Raw genomic sequence first — 17266 nt, forward strand, 5'->3', positions numbered from 1 at the left:
ATCAACGCGACCAACCGGCTCGGCGTGATCCTCAACAACCAGGGTGGATCCTACGTGCCCGGCAACCTGACCACCGTCGCCGGTTGACGCACCGAAGACTGGCCCCGATCGAAGGATCGGGGCCGGTCTCGGTCGTGCGGGAGCGGTCGGGAACTAGGGCCCGTCTTCAAACTGATCTTGCCCAGAGTAGGAACGAGGCGAGTGTGACCGCTGCTTCGTAGGAAGTGGCGGTCTTGTCGTATCTCGTGGCGATGCCGCGGAAGCCTTTGAGCCGGTTGAAGCAGCGCTCGATGATGTTGCGTCGGCGGTGGGTCTCCCGGCCGAACTTTGGCCGCCCCCCGCGGTTGCGGCGGTTGTGACGGTGCCTTTGCTGGTCGGTCTTCTCAGGGATCGTGTGTGCGATGCCGCGCCTGCGCAGGTAGTCGATCTGCACCAGCCAGTCGATGCTTCCTGCCGGAATTCCGCTGGGCTGTCCCGCCATAGGCCAGTACGGTGCGAGGCAGGATCAGGGGGGTGAGCTGGTGCGCCCAGCGCTTTTGGTGGATGTGGACGGACCTCTGGATCCGTATGCCGCGAAGCCGCACCGACGGCCTGAGGGATACGAGACACACCGGCTGCTGACGCCTCGCTGAGAGGTCGCCGAGCGGCGTCGGCTAACTGAGTGGGGGCTGCCGAACAAGCCGGTCAAACCACTGCGCGTATGGCTCAACCCGAATCACGGCCCGGCATTGCACGCGCTTCCCTTCGACCTGGTGTGGGCGACGACGTGGGAGGAAGAAGCCAACTCTTTCGTCGCGCCGGTCCTGGGACTGCCCGAGCTGCCCTTCATTGCCTGGTCCTCACCGCGGGCCGAGCCCGGCGGCGGTGTGTTCTGGAAGACGTCGGAGATCGTCGCGTGGGCGCAAGGCCGGGCGTTCGCCTGGATCGACGACACCACGATGGTCCCGCCCTACTGCACCGGGTCTACCCAAGATGCGGCCTTGCCGTCGACGACTTCGCCGCGCTGACGGCATGGGCGACCGGCCTGGACTGACTCCACGGCCAATCGGCAGCCGCCCGCTTACCGTCGGCGTCCGATGGCCGAACAGCACCAACCCACATCTGCTGATCACCAGGAACACCGCCACCACGACGACGTCGGTGGGCACGGGACCATCCCCGCAGGCGCGGGGAGCAGTTCGAGGATCGGCGTCATCGCCGTCTCGTCGTGGGACCATCCCCGCACGCGCGGGGACGGTCCCGGGTCTCCAAACCCGGTGAGCGCTCACCCCTGCTGCTCCCCGCGTCTGCGGGGATGGTTTCCCGACGGGCGGCGTCCGGGAAGCTCCTCTCGGTCGAAATGAGCTGTAAGCCGGGATCGGTGAAAGTGCTGAAAATGGAGTCGTGTTCGCGGGAAGCTCGCAGGTGACGGAGTCTGCTCCCCGCGCCCGCGGGGATGGTCCCCAACCTCTCGGTCCGACAACGGCTACTCAGCCATGCACCAGATGTCAGTACCGCGCATCAGGACGAACGCCATCTGTATCCGGCCGCGTTAGCGGCGCTCCTGAATTCCCGGCCGGGGCTCCTGGTATCCCTGTCCATGTCGCGCTCACATCAAGGAGGATGGATGCGGTCCAAACTGCTCGCCGCCGCCCTGGGTGTCGCAACCCTGCTCGCACTTTCCCTCACAGGCACCGCACAGGCAGACAACTCGGATACCGGCCGGACAGCGGCAACCACCGCCGCGGCCAGCGAGATCGACTACGCCGTAGCGGGAAGCCCCCCGTCAGACCGCATCTGCACTTCCGCTCAGGGCTCCACGGGTTGCTTCCGCAAGTACGGAGACCAATGGTGGGTACTGGACACCGACAGTCCCTACGCGGCCATCGTCAACTGGGAAAACCAACTCTGGGACGGCGCCAGCTGGCGCAGCTACCGCAACGGGAATTGCGAGAACCTCCTCGGTGAGGGCAATTGGGGCGTCTGCAACAAGGACTACTACGAAAACAGCAGCCTGAACGCCTACGGTAGCTACGGCAGCCGACTGCGCTGGCGAGCGTGCGGCGTCTTCGGCTGTTCGTCCTGGACATCGTGGACCCTCAACAACGGGTAGCCTGCCCGCCCCGCACCACCTCGTCGATCGCAGCACAGCCCTGGCAGTAGCCCGGCAGCTCGCCCGGGGGACGCCTAGGCCGTGGACACGGTCGGCCGTGTCCACGGCGTGGCGCCATTCCCGGGCGCCCGGCTCGTCCTGCCATGTCGCCATCGGCCCTCCGCCCGTTCCTTCCGCGCCGGTTCCCCCTCCTTGTAGCGTCCGGGCTCCGGTCAGGACGCTGGTGACACCACCTTGTTCACGACCTTGTTCTTCTTCGCCCAGCGGCGGGATGCCCTCGCCGGTGGGGGCGGAGAGCTTGTTCCAGGATGAAACAGCGACAGGTCCTCGGCGGGGGGTTCGTCGGCGAGTTCGCTGTGTTCGGGGATCCACACATGGGTGACCTCGATGCGGTCGTCGTCGCGCGTGGCGAGGTCCGAACCGCACAGGCGGGCAGCGGCGCGGTTGGTGAACAGGCCGCAGGGGATGGTGTCGTGCCCGGTGCGGTAGGTCGTCAGCTCGACCGGGGCGCCGGGGCTGAGGTGGGTGATGCCGGGGAAGGCGGCCTCGGCGGCGGCCAAGCGCTGGTTGAGCTGGTCGATGTACGCGAGCAGCTGCTTGATGTCGGTGGGGGCGTGAGCGATGAAGTCAGCGTTCGCGGCGTCGCGGCCGCCTTCACATGCAGTCGTCGTCGCTGGCCAGGTCGTTGGTGCCGACGCAGCGGGTGAGGACGTGGCCGTTGAAGGTGGCGTTCTGGACCGTCCAGAGTCTGGGGATGGCGGCCTCGAGACGCTTACGGACGGCGTCTCTGTGTTTCTCGTGGGGCCGGGCGGCCCGGTCGGGCCGGCCGGAGTCCAGGGGGTGTGCTCGTCAGGAGCTGGCCGGGGTCGGGCTGGTGTCGGCGGGGCTGCCGGCGGACCAGCGGGCGGAGGTGTCCTGCAGGGCCTGGTGCCAGTCGCCGTGGAAGGCGGAGGGTGCGCCGAGGTCACGGCCGATGATCTGTTCGACGAGTAGACGGGCCCGCGTCGGTCTGGGGCTGAGGGGCGGGGGTGGTCTGCACGGCAGGTTCCTTCCTGCGGGGAGGGGGTTGGGGCGTTGTCAGCTGGGGTCGGTGGGGCGGCCGGGCGGAGCACGGCGTCGAAGCAGTCCGCCTTGGCGTTGAAGCGGGCCGCTTGGCTGGCCTGGCCGCGCAGGATGCGCGGGGGCACACGCGTCTCGTCCGGGCGCATCGCGATGCGGCGCTGGCACTCGCGTGCGTCGGTGTCCGGCAGCACGGCGATGGCTGGCAGGCCGTGCTGGTGGGCGAGGTCGGTGTGTACTTGCCGCGGTGGCAGGCCTCGGCGTGGGTGGCGTCAAGGACGGTCAGCAGGCCGCGTTCGAGGCGGGCGGTGAGGATCGCATCGAACGCGGTGACGGCGGCCGGGGTGGCGGTCGGCGAGGGTGGACTTGCCGCATCCGGCCGGGCCGACCAGCACGTACAGGCCGGGTTCGGTGATGGTCGGTGCGGCGGGCCGGGCGGGCGGCGTGTAGAGGGCCTTGGCCAGGACGTCCCACAGCAGATCGCCGCGGCCGTACTCGGGGTCGACGAGTGTGAGCTGATGGCGCCCTGCAGCTGGCGGAAGAGGTCGCGGTGGATGAGGTGGGCGGGCCACCGGGTGCGGAGGTCGCGCTTGCTGAGCCGCGCCCCGAAGGTGGTGTAGTCGCGGCCGTCGACGGAGGTGACGGTGACACCGTCGCGGTGGCTGTCGGCGCACACGATCAGCCCGGCCGCTTCGGCGGGGGCGAGGATCTGGTTGACGAGGTCGACGCTGGCGCGGTCGCGGCGCACCCAGCCGGTCACCGCGGCGCGCTGCGCCCGCCAGCGGCCGTCGGATCCGGTGGCGGCGAGGCCGGGCTGGGAGTTGTCGGTCAGGTAGCCGGCGCGGTTGGCGAGGGCGAGCACCGGCACCAGGGTCGGTGGTCTCCTCGTCGGGCCCGCAGTTCGGCATGACGCCGGGGTGGGAGGCGATGCGGCCCTCCAGCCAGAGGGCGGTCAGTTCGGCGAGGTCGGCGATCGAGCGGGCCGCGCGCCAGCGGGCGCGGTCGGTGCGGCTCATCCCGGGAAGTCGCAGTCGCATCAGCGTGGTCCCATCCGCTGGTCAAGCGGGCAGCTGGGTGGCGAGGCGCTCGGCGGCGTAGGCCTGGTCCTCGCGCTGGTCGATGAGGAGCTCGATCTGCCGGACGGTGCGGCGCGGGAGCCGGGCGACGCCGTACGCGTGGGCGCAGAAGTCGAGGTGCTGATGGCGGGAGGCGGGGTCGCCGAGCTGGGGGCCGTGGGTGAACTCGTGCACGAGCAGTGCGTTGACGGCGGCCTTGTCGGGCACGTTGGCCAGGTTGGCGACGACCAGTACGCCTACCTCGGCGAGCACGGTGATGCCCGCCTTGCCGCGTGCGTTGTTCTGCGCGCGCGTGGTGACGCCGTCGACGAGGGTGAGTTCGGAGCGGGCGGCGACGTGCGCGAGGGTGTTCGTGTCGGCGGTCAGCAGCAGGTGGATGTGGGGCAGGGAGCCGAACTGGTAGCGGACCAGGTCGGCGGCGGCGTCGGCGGCGATCTGCCGGGCGTGCCGGGCCAGGCCCCGGTTGCGGAACCCGACGCGTTCTTCCGTGATGGCGACCATGAGGGGTGTTCCTTCGTCGTGGGAAGGGCTACTGGGCGGCGGCGCGGGCTCGCTCGGCGGCGGCAAGTAGGGCGCGGTGTACCTGCTCTTCGGTGCGGTGCAGGTTGTCGTTCCAGCGCGGGATGCTGTGGCGGCCGATCACCGAGCGGAGGTAGACGTTGGCGTCGGAGGACGTCTTGCGGCTGGCGGCGTCGGACCAGGCAAGCTCTCGCTCGGCGCCGAGGATGCAGACGCCGTCCGGGGAGGAGTACTCGCCCTGGATCCAGCCGCGGTCCTTGATGGTTTCGGAGGTCGCTTCCAGGAAGTCGGCGGCCTTCAGTGCGCGGAGAGTCTCGGGCGACGCGGCCTCGAGCTGCGGCGCCTTGGAGGGGGTGAGGAGGTTCCACACCACGCGTACTCCGACGACCAGGACGCCGGCGGCGAAGAGGGTGGCGTACTTCAGCCGCATCCAGGCCGCGCGGGCGGCGAATCGGCCGGCGGTGCGGGTCATCTGGCCCGAGCGGGAGGGGATGCGCGGGTCCGGGGGGCAGGGGCCGGTGGCGATGCCGGCCTGTCGGATGAGGGTGTCGGTGTCCGGCAGGACGATCGCGGGGGCGTCGTCGGTGGGCGTGGTGTCGGCGGGCGCTTCGTCGCGCGAAGCCGCCCCCGGCCTTTGCCTTGCCAGGCTGCGGTGTTTTGGACCGGGCCGACCAGCTCGACGTCGAAGTCGGGCCGAGCGCTGACCAGGAGCCGCACCTCGGTGTAGCCGGAGTCGACGAAGTGCTCAGCGGGCAGCAGTCCCTGCTCGGCCAGGGCTTCGTGGATCGTGTCGGTGACCTGCACGTCGTGCACCGGCGCCGACGTGGTGAGCACGTTGGTGATCAGGTTCGGCCGGTCGGGCTCGCACGTCTCCGTGAGGTGGACCTTCCACCCCTGCCAGTCCGTCTCCCGCTTCGAACCGGTGCGGGCATCGGCGTAGTAGGGGGAGCCCAGGCGCTGACTGGCGGGGCGTTCTTGGGCTCCCGCCACCGGACGGTGCCATCCTCCAACTGAATTCTGCGGGACTGCTGGCTCAAGAGCAACGGCCGTCTCGTTCCTCAGGGCCAGCGGCGCTGTACGTCGACAAGGGCGTCGAACACACGCCGAGTGCTTCCCGCCCCGCCCAGTGCTGCGAGGCCCGGTGCCCCGTGCGCCATCCAGTTGTGGAAGGCTTCCGCGGTGTAGAGGACACCGCTGCCGGAGAGGCGGCCGGGTTGTTTCGGGTGGGTCCGGTTGATCCGCAGGACCATATGCAGGCCCTCGGCCTGCGCGGACTCTCCGAGGTCGAGGTGGACCGGTCGGCGGCAGACTTCCAGGGTCTGGCGAGGCTGGTTCCAGACGAAGTTGACGTGCGGACGTCCGGGGACCAGGCCGAGACGGAGGCGACCCTTGCGGTGGGCGTCGCAGGCGTCGAAGAGCCAGACCATCGTGCCGTAGACCCGCTCACGGAATTCGATGTCGATGCGGGACAGGGGCCCGTACTGGAGCTCGACGATGTGCCCGCAGGGGGTCAGGACGTCGCCTTCCAACTCGCCGCGTGGCACGAACTGCTGGGCTGGGCTCAGTCCGGTGCGCCATCTCTGGTTCCAGGGCCCCTCGCCGCGTACGCGGGCCCGGTCCTTGCGTGTCCTGGTCGTTGCCGTGCGCGCCGGGTGTCTTCTGGTCCGGTGTGCCGTCCTGAGTGCCGGTCGTGCTAGTGGGGCCGCCGGTGGTGTCCGGTCCCGTCGCGATGACCGCGGAGCGGGCCTGGTCGTACTTCAGATACTGCTGCTCGATGTGCTTGGCAGCGGGGGCGTTCGCGACGATGATCTGCTCGGCCACCCGGAAGGCGTGGGTGATGCCGTCGCGCAGGTTCATGACGATCAGCTGGCACATGATGTTGCGGAACTCGTAGGGGCTGTCGCCTGGCGGGACGTCCCGGCGGAGACTGTGGGCTGTTCCGGCGGGACGGCCTGGCGCCGGCTGCAGGACTGGACCGAGGCCGGCGTCTGGCCACGCCTGCACGCCGCCCTGCTGACCGAGCTTCGCCGCGCCGACCTGCTGGACCTGGACGACTGCTCCGTGGACGGATAGCACGTCCGGGCCCTCAAAGGGGGGACCACGTCGGCCCCTCACCCGTCGACCGCGCCCGCCCCGGCTCCAAGCACCACCTGATCGTCGACCGCCACGGAACCCCACTCGCCGTGACGCTCACTGGCTGCAGGGGCCGTGACGGTGCCCGGCCCGCGTACCCCCGAGCTCCAGAGCGCGGCGTCCTCCGCGTGACTGGCGCCGGGCGTACGGCGGAGGCATGGGTCGGGCGGGCGCGCCGCTGCGCATGCATCCTCTGCTCCCAGCCGGCGCCGGTGGCGTGCTTTAGTCGGTCTTCGCCGACTCATCGAAGAACCTGACGATCCGGGGCAGGGCTTGCCGCACCGATCCGTTGTGGTCGTGGTCGCCGACGTCGGTCAGCCGGCGTGCGGCACCGTTCCTCGTCAACTGGTCGGCACAGTACGCCGCGTGGCTGAAGTCGACGTCCTTGTCGCCCCGGCCGTGGAAGATCTCCACCGGTACGTTCGGCCGCCAGTCGCATGTGTTGTCCATCGGACGCAGCTTGTCCTTCAGGACACCGTCGGGCTTGCGGATCTTGTTCAGGAAGTCCTCGGTGAACAGGTCCTTGGAGGCCGCCGGGAGTTCGCTGACGATCTGCCCGGCGGTGTGATGGCCGTCGAACAGACCCTCCACCTTGCTGTCGTAGGGGGAGCGGAAGACATCGCCGGGTGACGTGTAAAGGCCGTACATCTTGTTCCAGGCGGTGACGAAGTAGGCGAGGTAGATGCCGGATTTGACGATCTTGTCGTCGGCCGCGGCGGCCTCGAAGGCCGACAGGTTGTAGGGGCCGCTGACCGGGGCGAGTGCGCCCAGCCGGAAGTAGCGGTCGGCGCCCTCCTGCTGAAGCGCCCGGCCTACCAGCATGGTCGCTGGGCCGCCCTGTGAGAACCCGCTGACCTGAACCTTCCGCTTCAGTTCCCGGCCGTTTCCGTGGGCGAAGGTCCGGGCCGCGCGCAGGCCGTCCACCGAGGCCGCGACGGTGGCCCGAGGGTCACCGTACGGGTGGAAGCCTCCGCCGGAGCCGAGGCCCACGTAGTCGGGCGCCGAAACGGCCCGCCCGGTCGAGGCGAACAGCAGGGCGACGAGCCGGTCGTTCGACTTCGGATTCTCCGAGGCGACGTCCTTGCGGTAGACGGTGGTGCCGTGCAGCCAGGAGACAGTGGACAGGTGGCGCGCCCCGTTCTTGGGCAGGACGACGAGCTGGCTCGCGGTCGTGGGGGCGCCTGCGCTGTCGGTGGTGCGGTAGGTGACCCGATAGGCGGTCACGCCGTAGCGGACCTGGGACGAGTCGATCTTTCCCTGGAGTTCCCCGGCCACTTCCTCCGCTGTGAGCTCGGCTGCTTGCTCGACGGAGACGACGGCCCCGCCTTGTATCCGCCCACTGTGGGAGCCGGCCGCCGCCGAGACCGGAGCCACCAGGGCGGACACACTGCCGAGGACCGCCGCACCAGCCAATATCCGGATGCCTGTTCGCCGTAAAGTCATGGATGGATCATGCCCGTCGGCCGCTCCGCCGGGACATGGAGCGACCCCCCGGGCTGCAAAGGGGGAAAACCCCCTCGGCTCCCGTCGGGGACACCGGATGCCCTATCCCCCACGGGACAGGCCCTGTAATCCCGGCTCGGACACCAGGGGGCCAGTAACCCGCCGGTAGGTTTCGGATGTTCAGCGACGGCGTGCTCTTCCTCGCTCTCGGGGGAACGCCCCGACAGCAAGTGACGGAAACAGCGACGAGCGACAACGCCGCCATTGCCGCCTACGTCCGCTGGCGCAATGCCCGCGCCAAGCCGAAGATCAGCTTCGCACCCGACTCACCGATCCGTTCGTGGACCGGATACCCGGCCAAGGCCGCGTGACAAGCCGCTCTAGATCACTTCCCGGAGCACGTCGTTCACCGGGGTGGCACTCACGCCGAGGATCTTCTCGGTCTCGGAGTAGTCGATGACAAACGGGTGGCCGGGCTTGGTGAGTACTTCGTGCATTTCCTCCCAGAACGGCTCGGTGAGCGCCAGCAGGGTCAGGTCGCGTTCGGCCATCTCTTCCATCCGCGGTTTCGGTGCACCCGCGAGATCGGCGAGTCGCCCGGCCAGTTCCCGCACCGACAGGGTCGAGGTGGGTACATGCCAGGCACGGCCGTACGCCTGCTCGTTGCGGCTCGCGGCGACCAACGTGCGTGCGGTGTCGCCGATCCCCGAGTAACTGTGCGGCACGTCGAGTTCTTGCGGCACCAGGACCAGCCTGCCTTCCATGACCTGCCGCTGCACCATGAGGCTGAACACCGAGACAGCGCCGGCGCCATAGAACTGGGCGGCCCGCACCTCAGTGACCTTCACCCCTGAGGCGGCGGCCTCCCCCCAAGCCCGGGCCCTGGTCCGCCCCTTGGGGCCGGTCGCGGCCAGGGGGAAGTCCGGCGTGATCGGCCCGCTTACCGGCCCATAGGCGTAGAGGTTGCCGAGCATGACATACGCGGCCTCAGTCCGCCTCACTGCGCTCAGGAGCGACGCCGACAAGATCGGAAACTGCTCGGGCCAGCGGTGGTACGGCGGCGCGGCGGTGGTGAACAGCGTGTCCGCCCCCTCCGTCAGCTCGGTGAGCCGATCGGTGTCGGTCGCGTCCGCGGCGACCTTGTCGATGAGCGGGTGGTCGGGCCCGCCGCCGGTCCGGCTGATCATTCGTACCCGCTCGCCGTCCTCGGCCAGCAGCAGAGCGGTCTTCGACGCGGCGGCCCCGCGGCCCACGATCACATGAGATTTCATGCGGACAACGGTGCCGCTCCGCGGCTTCGTGGAATAGTGGCCATAATGCCAACCATCCGGAGGATCTGGCCATGCATCGCGTCGCAGCAGTCATCGTGCCGCCCGTACTGAGCTTCGACGTCTCGATCCCACTCATGGTGTTCAACAGCGTTCCGCACTACGACGTGCGTGTCTGTACGGCGCGGCCCGGCCCGATGCCGACCGTCGGCGGCCCCGACATCGTGGTGCCGGACGGCCTGGACGCGCTGGAGGGCGCCGACACGGTGATCGCCATCGGCAGCGGCGGCGAGCAGGCTCCCACCGAAACCCTCGACGCCCTGCGGAAAGCCGCGGCCGCCAGCGCACGACTCGCCTCCCTGTGTACGGGTGCGTTCGTATTGGCCCAGGCCGGCCTGCTCGACGGGCTCCGCGCCACCACCCACTGGGGGCTGGCAGGCGACCTCGCTACCCGCTTCCCGTCAATCGATGTGCAGCCCGACCTCCTCTTCGTCGAGGACGGTGGCATCTTCACCTCGGCGGGCGCCGCGGCCGCCATCGACCTGTGCCTGCATCTGGTCAGGATCGACTACGGCGCGTCGGCCGCCAACGCGGCCGCGCGGCTCGCGGTCGTCTCTCCCGTACGGCCGGGCGGCCAGTCCCAGTTCATTGAGGCCCCGCTGCCGCCGGAGCGCGGCACTTCACTCGCCCCCACTCGCGTCTGGGCGCTCGAACACCTCGATCACCCGCTCACCCTGACCGACTTGGCCGGTCACGCCAAGACGAGCGTGCGCACCCTCACCCGGCGCTTCCACGCAGAGACTGGACTGAGCCCGCTCCAATGGCTGCTGCACCAGCGCATCGACCGGGCCAGAGAGCTCCTGGAGACCACCGAGTTGCCCATGGATCAGGTAGCCAGGAAGAGCGGTCTGGGCAGCGCGGACTCTCTCCGCAAGCACATGGTCGGCCGGGTTGGACTCACTCCCACGGCCTATCGCGCGAGCTTCAACCGGGCGCCCACTGGTGCCTCCCGCTGATGTTTGAAGCACGCCGCGGTAGTGCACTCCGTCCGCACTGCGAGGGCCATGATCTGCCGCCCCTTGTGCCTTCTTGATCCGTCGACCAGCGCACTCCTACAGGGGTCGACGTCCCACGACCACCCTCGAGATCAGGACTTGGAAACAGTCTGCTGGCCGCCGAGCAGCAGGTCGATTACCCGGCCAAGGCTGCGTGACGAGCCACTAACGACCTCGTGCACGGTAGGCCGTGGCTCAGCGTCTAGGTGGCTCGTTGAACTGTGCATGGTGGACGCTGGGGCACGTGAGTTGATCGTGGCGGAGTACCGGGTCACCGGGCTGTCGTCGGCGGTGATCGCTGAACTCGTCGCCGAGGTAGGGCCGTTGTGGCACGAGCAGCATCAAGCTCGACTCACCGCTCGGCCACGGCGGCGGGCGGTAGGAGCTGGCGCCAAGCACAAGTTCGTCTTCGTCGACCGCCTGCTGGCCACGCTGGTGAGCCTGCGGCATGGCACCACGCACGACGTGCTGGCCTGCTGGTTCGGTGTGGACCGCTCCACCATCACTCGTGCCATCGGCGAGGTGCGGCCTCTGCTGGCGCAACGGGGCTGCACCGTCGCCCAGGGCATCAGGCTGCGCACTCTCACCGAGGTCATCGAGTACCTGGGCGCCGCCGGGACTGGGATCATCGATGGCACGGAGATCCGTGTGCGACGCCCGGCAGCAGGCCGCAAGGACCGGGACAAATTCGTCTCCGGAAAGACCAAGCAGAACGCTGTGAAGTCCATGGTCCTCACGGACGCCGAGGGGCGCGTGCTGTTCTGCAGCCCGGTCCGGCCGGGTAGTTGTGCCGACATCACCCAGGCCCGACAGCTGGGGCTGGCCCAGCTCCTGGCCGACGGTCCGTTCATGGAGATCCTCGCGGATGCCGGCTACCAGGGCTTGGGCACGCAGACCGGCGGACGCGTGGTGACACCACCACATCGCAAGTTCAAGAAAAACGCTCCCACCTGGTACGAGGAGCGGCACGAACAGCAACGCAAGGCCCATTCCTCACAGCGCATCCGCGTCGAGCACGGCATCGCGCACCTCAAGAACTGGCGGGCTCTCGCCCGACACCTTGGCCGACGCGAACACATGAGTGACATCGTCCAAGCCGTCGCCGGGCTGCTATCACACCAGCAGACCGCCACTCTTCCCCGCGGCCTTCAAGCGTGAACACCATCAGCTCCACCGTCCTCGACATGCCACGGCCTACCGTGCACGAGGTCGTTAGGTTCTGTCTCTTTGGTCAGCGTCGGGTCCAGATGAGGATGCCGGCGAGGTGGAGTGCGGCCTGGTAGGCGATGGCGAGTTTTCGGTTCGCGCGGCCAGGCCGCGCCACTGTTTGAGGCGGTTGATGCACCGCTCGACAGTGTTGCGCTGCTTGTAGGCCTCGCTGTCGAAGCCGGGCGGACGGCCACCGAGTCGGCCTCGTCGCAAGCGGTGGCCGACTTGGTCGGACGGCTGCGGGATGACCGCGCGGATGCCCCGGCGCCGCAGGTGGCTGCGGATGGCACGCGAGGAATACGCGCGGTCCGCCAGGACGGCCAGGGGCCGGGTCCGTGGCCTGCCCGGCCCGTTTCGGGGCACGCGGATGCGGGACATCACCATCTCGAAGGCGGGTGCATCACCTGCTTGGCCTGCGGTGACAGTGAAGGCGAGGGGCTGGGCGCGGCCGTCTGCGGCCAGGTGGATCTTGGTGCTCAGCCCGCCGCGGGAGTGTCCGAGCGCGTGGGGTCGGCGGACTCCCCGCGGTGGGCAGCCCTTTTTTGCGTGCTCCGGCGGCATGCTGGTGGGCCAGCACTACCGTGGAGTCCACCGACACCGTCCAGTCGATGTCGTCATCGGCGTCCGCCGCCGCCAGGACTGCGGCCAGGATCATCTCCCACGTACCGTCGACGGCCCATCTGATCAGCCGCTTGTGAGCGGTCTTGAACGAGCCAAGCTCGTCGGGAAGGTCCCGCCAGGGCGAGTTGGTGCGGTACTTCCACGCGATGGCCTCAAGAGTGCGACGGTGATCGGCCCACCGCCGCCCCCGGACCGGATCCGCCGGCATCAGCGGCTCGATCCGGTCCCACATCGCATCACTGATCACTAATCGGACAGACACGCGGGCCCTTGGCTCCGTCGCCGCTGGAGGTCTGCCACGCGTCGGCGGGTGCTTCCTCGATGAGCTGGTCGATGCGCCAGAAGCCCGCCAGGGACTTGATCTGCTGGGACTTCGGCACCGCCACGACATAGCCGACCCAACGGTGCCCGCTGGGACGCCGATGCCGTCCTTAAGGCTCATGGGGCCGCTCGTCCACTCGGGGCAGACAGTCATCATCCCAATACGCCCTGAGCATGGCACGGACTCAGATGCCGCCACTGCGCCTCGCAGATACGATCCACAGGTCTTGACAATGGCTTGCATTCTCCCAGGTGGGGAGGGGGGTGAAGCTCGCGTCGGTCATGATGGCATCTCTTTTCCAGTAGCCGCAGCCGATCACCAGCGGATGAGAACGAGTTCGACAGCGAATCCGGGGCCCATGGCTACGACGAGCCCATGAGTGCCGGCCGGGGGCGGGCTGCCCATCGCGGTGTCCAGGACATCGAGGACTGACACGGACGAGAGATTGCCCCGGTCGGCCATGGAGCGGCGGGTGAGTACCGTGGCGTCCGGCGCGAGGCTCAGAGCCCGTTCCACCGCGGTGAGCACCTTCGGCCCACCGCCGTGGATGATCCAGCTGCCGATCCGGTCGGTCGTCAGCGCATGCCGGGAGAGGAAGGAGTGCACGGCTTGGGGCAGGTGTGCCTCGGTGAGCGCGGGCACCTCCGGCGCCAGACGGATCCGGAAGCCGTGGGAGCCGATCGCCCAGCCGAGCGCATCGTCGCTGTCAGGCACCAACCAGCTCGCGCCGTCCACTAGTTGTGGCCCCTGACGCTCGCCTGCCCGGTGGCCGCCCGCCGCCACCACGACCGCCGCGCCGTCGCCGAACAGGCTGCCGGCGACGATGTTCGCTATCGATCCGTCCTTCTGCTGGTAGGCCAGGGAGCAGAGCTCCACTGCCAGCAGGACGGCGATCTGGTCCGGGTGCGCGCTCAGGTAGTCGCGGAGCAGGGCGAGACCCGCGGCTCCCCCGGCGCAGCCGTTGCCGAACAGCGGGATGCGTCTGATGTCCGGCCGCAATCCGGCCCGCTGGGCCAGTCGTGCTTCCAGCGAGGGTACGGCCAGCCCCGTCACGGTGGTGCTGATCACCGCGTCGACGTCCCCCGGACGTACCCCGGCCTCGCTCAGGGCTCCGGTCAGGGCCTGCTCGCCGAGATCCAGGGCGGTTTGCAGCCATACCTGGTTGGCCTGTGTGAAGTCGTCTAGATCGGCCAGTTCGACGAGCTTGCCCAGGGGCAGGGACAGATGGCGCGTGGCCACGCCCGCGTTGGCCTCGATCTTCCGCAGCATCAGGACGCCGGTCGCGGAGTTCATGAGCGTGGTGCGCGCCAGCGTGGCCATGATCTCGTGCTGGGGGTAACGGTACGGCGGGAACGCCGTCCTGATCGCCCTGATCCGCGGAGCAGACGAGGGGCCTTCCGGCGGTCGTGCGTGGCGGTGTGTGGTCGGGGTGGTGGAGTCTTGCGTCGGTTGCCCCATCGATTGCCCTCCGCTCTTTTCCGGGTGTGCGGTCAGCTTCCGCCAGACGCGGGCACCAGCCCTCCGCGTACGAGTACGGCGTCCACGGCCCCGCCCAGCGCCACGCCGATGCCGATGCCGATGCCGATGCCGATGAGCTTGAGCAGGGCCACGTCCGAAGTGCCCATGGCCGCCGTGGAGACCGCGACGGCCGGTGGGGCGGACGTCATCAGTCTGCCGGTGCGGCCGATGCCGTCGACGATCGTGGTGCGCTTGTCTCTGCAGCGCACGTACTCCTCGCGGATCCGGCCCAGCAGGAACACCTCGTAGTCCACCGACAGAGCCAGATCTGGTGATCAGGACGAACAGCAGGGGCGATGCATCGAGGGTGTGTGTCACCGTGAAGCCCCCAGCAGGGCACGGCCATGGCCTTCCTGGAAGATCAGGACGAGGGCCCCGAGGCTCGCTCCGAGGCTGACGGCCGCCACCGTCAGCGCCTTCAGCGGCGCGATCACGCTGTGGGTGAAGGCACCGAGCAGGAGCGCGAGTCCCACACTCAGCGCGGTGAGGCACCACGGCAGGGCGCCGGCAACGCTGTCAGCGGTGTCAGTGACCTCGACGGCTCGGCCACCCACGACCACGGTGCCGGGTGCGGGCGTGTTCCGCACGGCCGGCACCACGTCGTGGGGGGCACGGGTGCCGGGAGCAGGCGGGGAGACGGCCGGCAGCACGGCCGCCTGCTGTGCGGGCAGGGTTCGTACAACGCGTACGGCCGTGACATCCGCGAGGTCCTCCAGTCGGCCGGTGCAGGCGTCAGCTCCGGCGGCGGTCTGCGGACCGGTGAGGAGCCGGTTGGGCGGGGCGGCGAACGCGGCACACATGCGCTCGGCCGCGGCAGCGGCCGGAGCGGTGGGGGGCAGCTGCCTCAACGCTCGCACTCGCATCCTGCCCGTCTCAGGGGGCCGTGAACAGCAGGACGGCGTTCTGCCCGCCGAACCCAAAGGAACAGCTGATAGCCGTCTTTGTGTCGACCGGGCGCGGGCGGCCGGCCACGATGTCCAGCTTGTACTCGCCGTCCTGGCCCTGGAAGTTCGCCACCGGCGGGATGAGGCGGCGGCGCAGGGCGAGGACGGTGTACGCGGCCTGGATCGCTCCAGCCGCGCCAAGAGCGTGACCGATGACGCCCTTGGACGCGGTCACCGGTGGCACGTCGTCACCGAACGCCCGGGTCAGGGCCGCGGCCTCGGCGGCATCGTTCAACGGTGTCGACGTACCGTGCGCGTTGACCAGACCCACATCACGCGCAACGCAGGCCCCGTCCTCCAGCGCGGCGCGGACCGCACGGGCCGCTCCGACACCGGCCGGGTCCGGGGCAACCGGATGACGGGCGTCCGCACCGGCTCCATAACCGCGCAGCAGCGCCTGCGCCGGAACGCCGCGGGCCTTTGCCTGTGTGAGACGTTCCATTACAAGGACGGCGGCGCCCTCGCCCAGGACGAAGCCGTCCCGCGCCGCGTCGAACGGCCGGCTGGCCAGCTCCGGCTGCTCCCGCTGTCGGGAGAGCGCGCGCATCCGGGTGAAGCAGATCGCCGTCATCCGGGAGCGCCCGGATTCGCTGCCGCCTGCCAGGACGATGTCGCAGGTGCCCGCCCGCAGCAGGTCCCGTGCGACACCGATCGCGGTTGCGCCGGACGCGCAGGCGCTGGAGGTGACGAAGTTCGGCCCCTGGGCGCCCAGGTCGATAGCGACCTCGCCGGCCGCCATGTTCGGCACACTGCGCGGCAGCGCCAGCGGTGAGACCCGCTCGGGGCGGCCCGCGCCGAGGTGGCCGAACTCGGTGACGTAGGTACTCAGGCAGTTCGAGCCGACACCCAGCACGACGCCCACCCGCTCGGCCGGCCAGGACGTGGGGTCGAGCGCGGCGTCGGCGACGGCTCGCCTGGCGGCGACGAGGGCGAACTGGATGAACCGGTCCACCCGCCGGGCGAGCGACCGTCCCAGTTCAGCGACGGCGTCGAAACCGGGTACCTGGCACGAGAAGTCGACGGGCAGTCCGGCGAGTTCCGGATCGGAGGCGGCCAGGGAGCGGCCCCGGCACAGGGCCGCCCAGTTGTCCTCGGCGCTGTGCCCCGCGGGAGTCACCAGACCCAGTCCGGTGACCGCGACTTCAGCGCGCACGTTCGAACACCTGGGCGGCCTCGCCCAGCGTGGCTACCGGGGACAGTTCCACGGCGTCCTCCGGCAGGACGATCCCGAGCTCCTCCTCGGCCGCCACCACGAGTTCCATCAAGGACAAGGAGTCCATCCCGAGGCTTTCGAATGTCGTCGCCGCCGTCAGCTGCTGCGGGTCCGCCTCGACGTCGAGATGACTGGCCAGCAGGGTGACCAAAGACTCGGGCAGCACCGGCTGGATGTCCTGTCCCACTTCCTGTGTCATGCCGTGACCTCCTGTGCAGTGGTGCGGGAACGCCTTGGACCGTCACCGGCTTTCATCCGCTCGTACAGTTCTCGCGCGCGGGACGCCTGCGCCCGCAGCGACTCCAGGTGCTCCCCCAGTCGCTTCTGGGCCTGCTCGCCCGATGGGCCGAGGCCGGACAGAGACACATCACTCCCAGGGCGCGCAAAAGGGGCCGCACGACGTGCTGGTGGCGGACATCGAGGTCGTCTGCGGCGATACACGCCATCAGCTGTTCACCCACCGGAGCACCGCACATGACGCCCACGTTGCGGTGCGCCTGGCAGGTCGCCAGCTCCTGCACCGTCACGTACGACAGCGCATACAGGACGGTCGGCAGGTCGCTGCGGTAACCGGCCGCCCGCATGCCGCATCCGTAGCTCCTCAAGGGCCACCAGGTCCATCGCACGACGGGCGTGGACGTAGGCCTGCATGAGACATGCGAAGTCCCGTGCTCCGCCCCACGACACGTACTGATGGGGGAACCACTCACGGGCCACCGCCAGATGCCGGACGAGCGGACGCCCCACCGACGGCGCCAAGTCCCGCAAGGCACCTGCTGTCGCGCCGCTCACAT

16 protein-coding genes and 6 pseudogenes are annotated in these 17266 nt (G+C 69.4%); 6 read left to right on the plus strand and 16 right to left on the minus strand.

Features of this window, described 5'->3' with window-relative positions; genetic code table 11:
* Positions 1 to 166: 166 nt before the first annotated feature.
* Positions 167 to 481, minus strand: coding sequence for a transposase (locus tag ACWCPI_RS37360; protein WP_451042413.1), 315 nt, complete (start codon positions 479 to 481; stop codon positions 167 to 169).
* Between the two features lie 37 nt (positions 482 to 518).
* Here ACWCPI_RS37360 and ACWCPI_RS37365 point away from each other — a divergent pair.
* Positions 519 to 1033 (plus strand): annotated as a pseudogene (locus ACWCPI_RS37365) (hypothetical protein).
* A 573-nt stretch (positions 1034 to 1606) separates the two neighbouring features.
* Entirely contained in the window at positions 1607 to 2092 is a 486-nt protein-coding gene (locus tag ACWCPI_RS37370) for a hypothetical protein (protein WP_451042414.1), read from the plus strand.
* A gap of 212 nt (positions 2093 to 2304) precedes the next feature.
* On the opposite strand, the gene ACWCPI_RS37375 is transcribed toward ACWCPI_RS37370, so the two are convergent.
* The 7 genes and pseudogenes from ACWCPI_RS37375 to ACWCPI_RS37405 form a co-directional block, all read right to left on the minus strand.
* Positions 2305 to 2652: a hypothetical protein gene (locus ACWCPI_RS37375; RefSeq protein WP_451042415.1), complete on the minus strand. Its 348-nt coding sequence runs from the start codon at positions 2650 to 2652 to the stop codon at positions 2305 to 2307.
* 404 nt (positions 2653 to 3056) lie between these two features.
* Positions 3057 to 4019 carry a DUF6919 domain-containing protein gene (locus ACWCPI_RS37380; RefSeq protein ID WP_451042416.1) on the minus strand — a complete coding sequence of 321 codons (963 nt, stop codon included), beginning with the start codon at positions 4017 to 4019 and terminating at the stop codon, positions 3057 to 3059.
* 19 nt (positions 4020 to 4038) lie between these two features.
* Positions 4039 to 4188, minus strand: a pseudogene (locus ACWCPI_RS37385) (DUF6919 domain-containing protein); the annotation flags it as partial.
* Between the two features lie 21 nt (positions 4189 to 4209).
* Positions 4210 to 4728: a hypothetical protein gene (locus ACWCPI_RS37390; protein WP_451042417.1), complete on the minus strand. Its 519-nt coding sequence runs from the start codon at positions 4726 to 4728 to the stop codon at positions 4210 to 4212.
* Between the two features lie 28 nt (positions 4729 to 4756).
* Positions 4757 to 5218: a DUF6197 family protein gene (locus tag ACWCPI_RS37395; RefSeq protein WP_451042418.1), complete on the minus strand. Its 462-nt coding sequence runs from the start codon at positions 5216 to 5218 to the stop codon at positions 4757 to 4759.
* Complete coding sequence (locus ACWCPI_RS37400) at positions 5215 to 5736, minus strand: hypothetical protein (RefSeq protein ID WP_451042419.1); 522 nt, start codon at positions 5734 to 5736, stop codon at positions 5215 to 5217. Before ACWCPI_RS37400 ends, ACWCPI_RS37395 begins: the two co-directional genes overlap by 4 nt.
* Before the next feature lie 68 nt (positions 5737 to 5804).
* Positions 5805 to 6290, minus strand: a complete 486-nt coding sequence (locus ACWCPI_RS37405) for a hypothetical protein (RefSeq protein ID WP_451042420.1) — start codon at positions 6288 to 6290, stop codon at positions 5805 to 5807.
* A gap of 379 nt (positions 6291 to 6669) precedes the next feature.
* Between ACWCPI_RS37405 and ACWCPI_RS37410 the strand changes: the two are divergent.
* Positions 6670 to 6959: pseudogene (locus ACWCPI_RS37410) on the plus strand (IS5/IS1182 family transposase); the annotation flags it as partial.
* Between the two features lie 142 nt (positions 6960 to 7101).
* Here ACWCPI_RS37410 and ACWCPI_RS37415 read toward each other — a convergent pair.
* Positions 7102 to 8322: a lipase family protein gene (locus tag ACWCPI_RS37415; protein ID WP_451042421.1), complete on the minus strand. Its 1221-nt coding sequence runs from the start codon at positions 8320 to 8322 to the stop codon at positions 7102 to 7104.
* A 230-nt stretch (positions 8323 to 8552) separates the two neighbouring features.
* Between ACWCPI_RS37415 and ACWCPI_RS37420 the strand changes: the two genes are divergently transcribed.
* Positions 8553 to 8693 (plus strand): hypothetical protein, encoded by a 141-nt coding sequence (locus tag ACWCPI_RS37420; RefSeq protein ID WP_451042422.1) that lies wholly within the window; start codon positions 8553 to 8555, stop codon positions 8691 to 8693.
* Positions 8694 to 8702: 9 nt separating this feature from the next.
* Here ACWCPI_RS37420 and ACWCPI_RS37425 read toward each other — a convergent pair whose 3' ends face one another.
* The gene (locus ACWCPI_RS37425; RefSeq protein WP_451042423.1) at positions 8703 to 9581 is read right to left on the minus strand and encodes an NAD-dependent epimerase; all 879 of its coding nucleotides are present in this window, start codon (positions 9579 to 9581) and stop codon (positions 8703 to 8705) included.
* Positions 9582 to 9664: 83 nt separating this feature from the next.
* Here ACWCPI_RS37425 and ACWCPI_RS37430 point away from each other — a divergent pair, with 83 nt between their 5' ends.
* Positions 9665 to 10606, plus strand: coding sequence for a GlxA family transcriptional regulator (locus ACWCPI_RS37430; protein WP_451042424.1), 942 nt, complete (start codon positions 9665 to 9667; stop codon positions 10604 to 10606).
* Positions 10607 to 10900: 294 nt separating this feature from the next.
* Complete coding sequence (locus ACWCPI_RS37435) at positions 10901 to 11803, plus strand: transposase family protein (protein WP_451042425.1); 903 nt, start codon at positions 10901 to 10903, stop codon at positions 11801 to 11803.
* Positions 11804 to 11876: 73 nt separating this feature from the next.
* Here the strand turns inward: ACWCPI_RS37435 and ACWCPI_RS37440 are convergent.
* The 6 genes and pseudogenes from ACWCPI_RS37440 to ACWCPI_RS37465 all read right to left on the minus strand — a co-directional run bounded on the left by ACWCPI_RS37440 (position 11877) and on the right by ACWCPI_RS37465 (position 16671).
* A pseudogene (locus tag ACWCPI_RS37440) lies at positions 11877 to 12707 on the minus strand (IS5 family transposase).
* A gap of 25 nt (positions 12708 to 12732) precedes the next feature.
* A pseudogene (locus ACWCPI_RS37445) lies at positions 12733 to 12873 on the minus strand (IS701 family transposase); the annotation flags it as partial.
* Positions 12874 to 13112: 239 nt separating this feature from the next.
* On the minus strand, positions 13113 to 14255 hold the full coding sequence (locus tag ACWCPI_RS37450) for a type III polyketide synthase (protein WP_451042426.1): 1143 nt from the start codon (positions 14253 to 14255) through the stop codon (positions 13113 to 13115).
* Positions 14256 to 14287: 32 nt separating this feature from the next.
* Positions 14288 to 15178, minus strand: a pseudogene (locus ACWCPI_RS37455) (MMPL family transporter).
* 10 nt (positions 15179 to 15188) lie between these two features.
* The gene (locus ACWCPI_RS37460) at positions 15189 to 16412 is read right to left on the minus strand and encodes a beta-ketoacyl-[acyl-carrier-protein] synthase family protein (RefSeq protein WP_451042427.1); all 1224 of its coding nucleotides are present in this window, start codon (positions 16410 to 16412) and stop codon (positions 15189 to 15191) included.
* Complete coding sequence (locus tag ACWCPI_RS37465; RefSeq protein WP_451042428.1) at positions 16402 to 16671, minus strand: acyl carrier protein; 270 nt, start codon at positions 16669 to 16671, stop codon at positions 16402 to 16404. The genes ACWCPI_RS37460 and ACWCPI_RS37465 overlap by 11 nt, the downstream gene beginning before the upstream one ends.
* Positions 16672 to 17266 lie beyond the last annotated feature (595 nt).

This window comes from Streptomyces sp. NPDC001920 (assembly GCF_053594495.1).

Excerpts from the sequence above, each read along its gene's own strand:
- ACWCPI_RS37360 (WP_451042413.1), bottom strand. The coding sequence starts at position 481 with ATGGCGGGACAGCCCAGCGGAATTCCGGCAGGAAGCATCGACTGGCTG.
- ACWCPI_RS37370 (WP_451042414.1), top strand. The coding sequence starts at position 1,607 with ATGCGGTCCAAACTGCTCGCCGCCGCCCTGGGTGTCGCAACCCTGCTC.
- ACWCPI_RS37390 (WP_451042417.1), bottom strand. The coding sequence starts at position 4,728 with ATGGTCGCCATCACGGAAGAACGCGTCGGGTTCCGCAACCGGGGCCTG.
- ACWCPI_RS37395 (WP_451042418.1), bottom strand. The coding sequence starts at position 5,218 with ATGACCCGCACCGCCGGCCGATTCGCCGCCCGCGCGGCCTGGATGCGG.
- ACWCPI_RS37415 (WP_451042421.1), bottom strand. The coding sequence starts at position 8,322 with ATGACTTTACGGCGAACAGGCATCCGGATATTGGCTGGTGCGGCGGTC.
- ACWCPI_RS37430 (WP_451042424.1), top strand. The coding sequence starts at position 9,665 with ATGCATCGCGTCGCAGCAGTCATCGTGCCGCCCGTACTGAGCTTCGAC.
- ACWCPI_RS37450 (WP_451042426.1), bottom strand. The coding sequence starts at position 14,255 with ATGGGGCAACCGACGCAAGACTCCACCACCCCGACCACACACCGCCAC.
- ACWCPI_RS37465 (WP_451042428.1), bottom strand. The coding sequence starts at position 16,671 with ATGACACAGGAAGTGGGACAGGACATCCAGCCGGTGCTGCCCGAGTCT.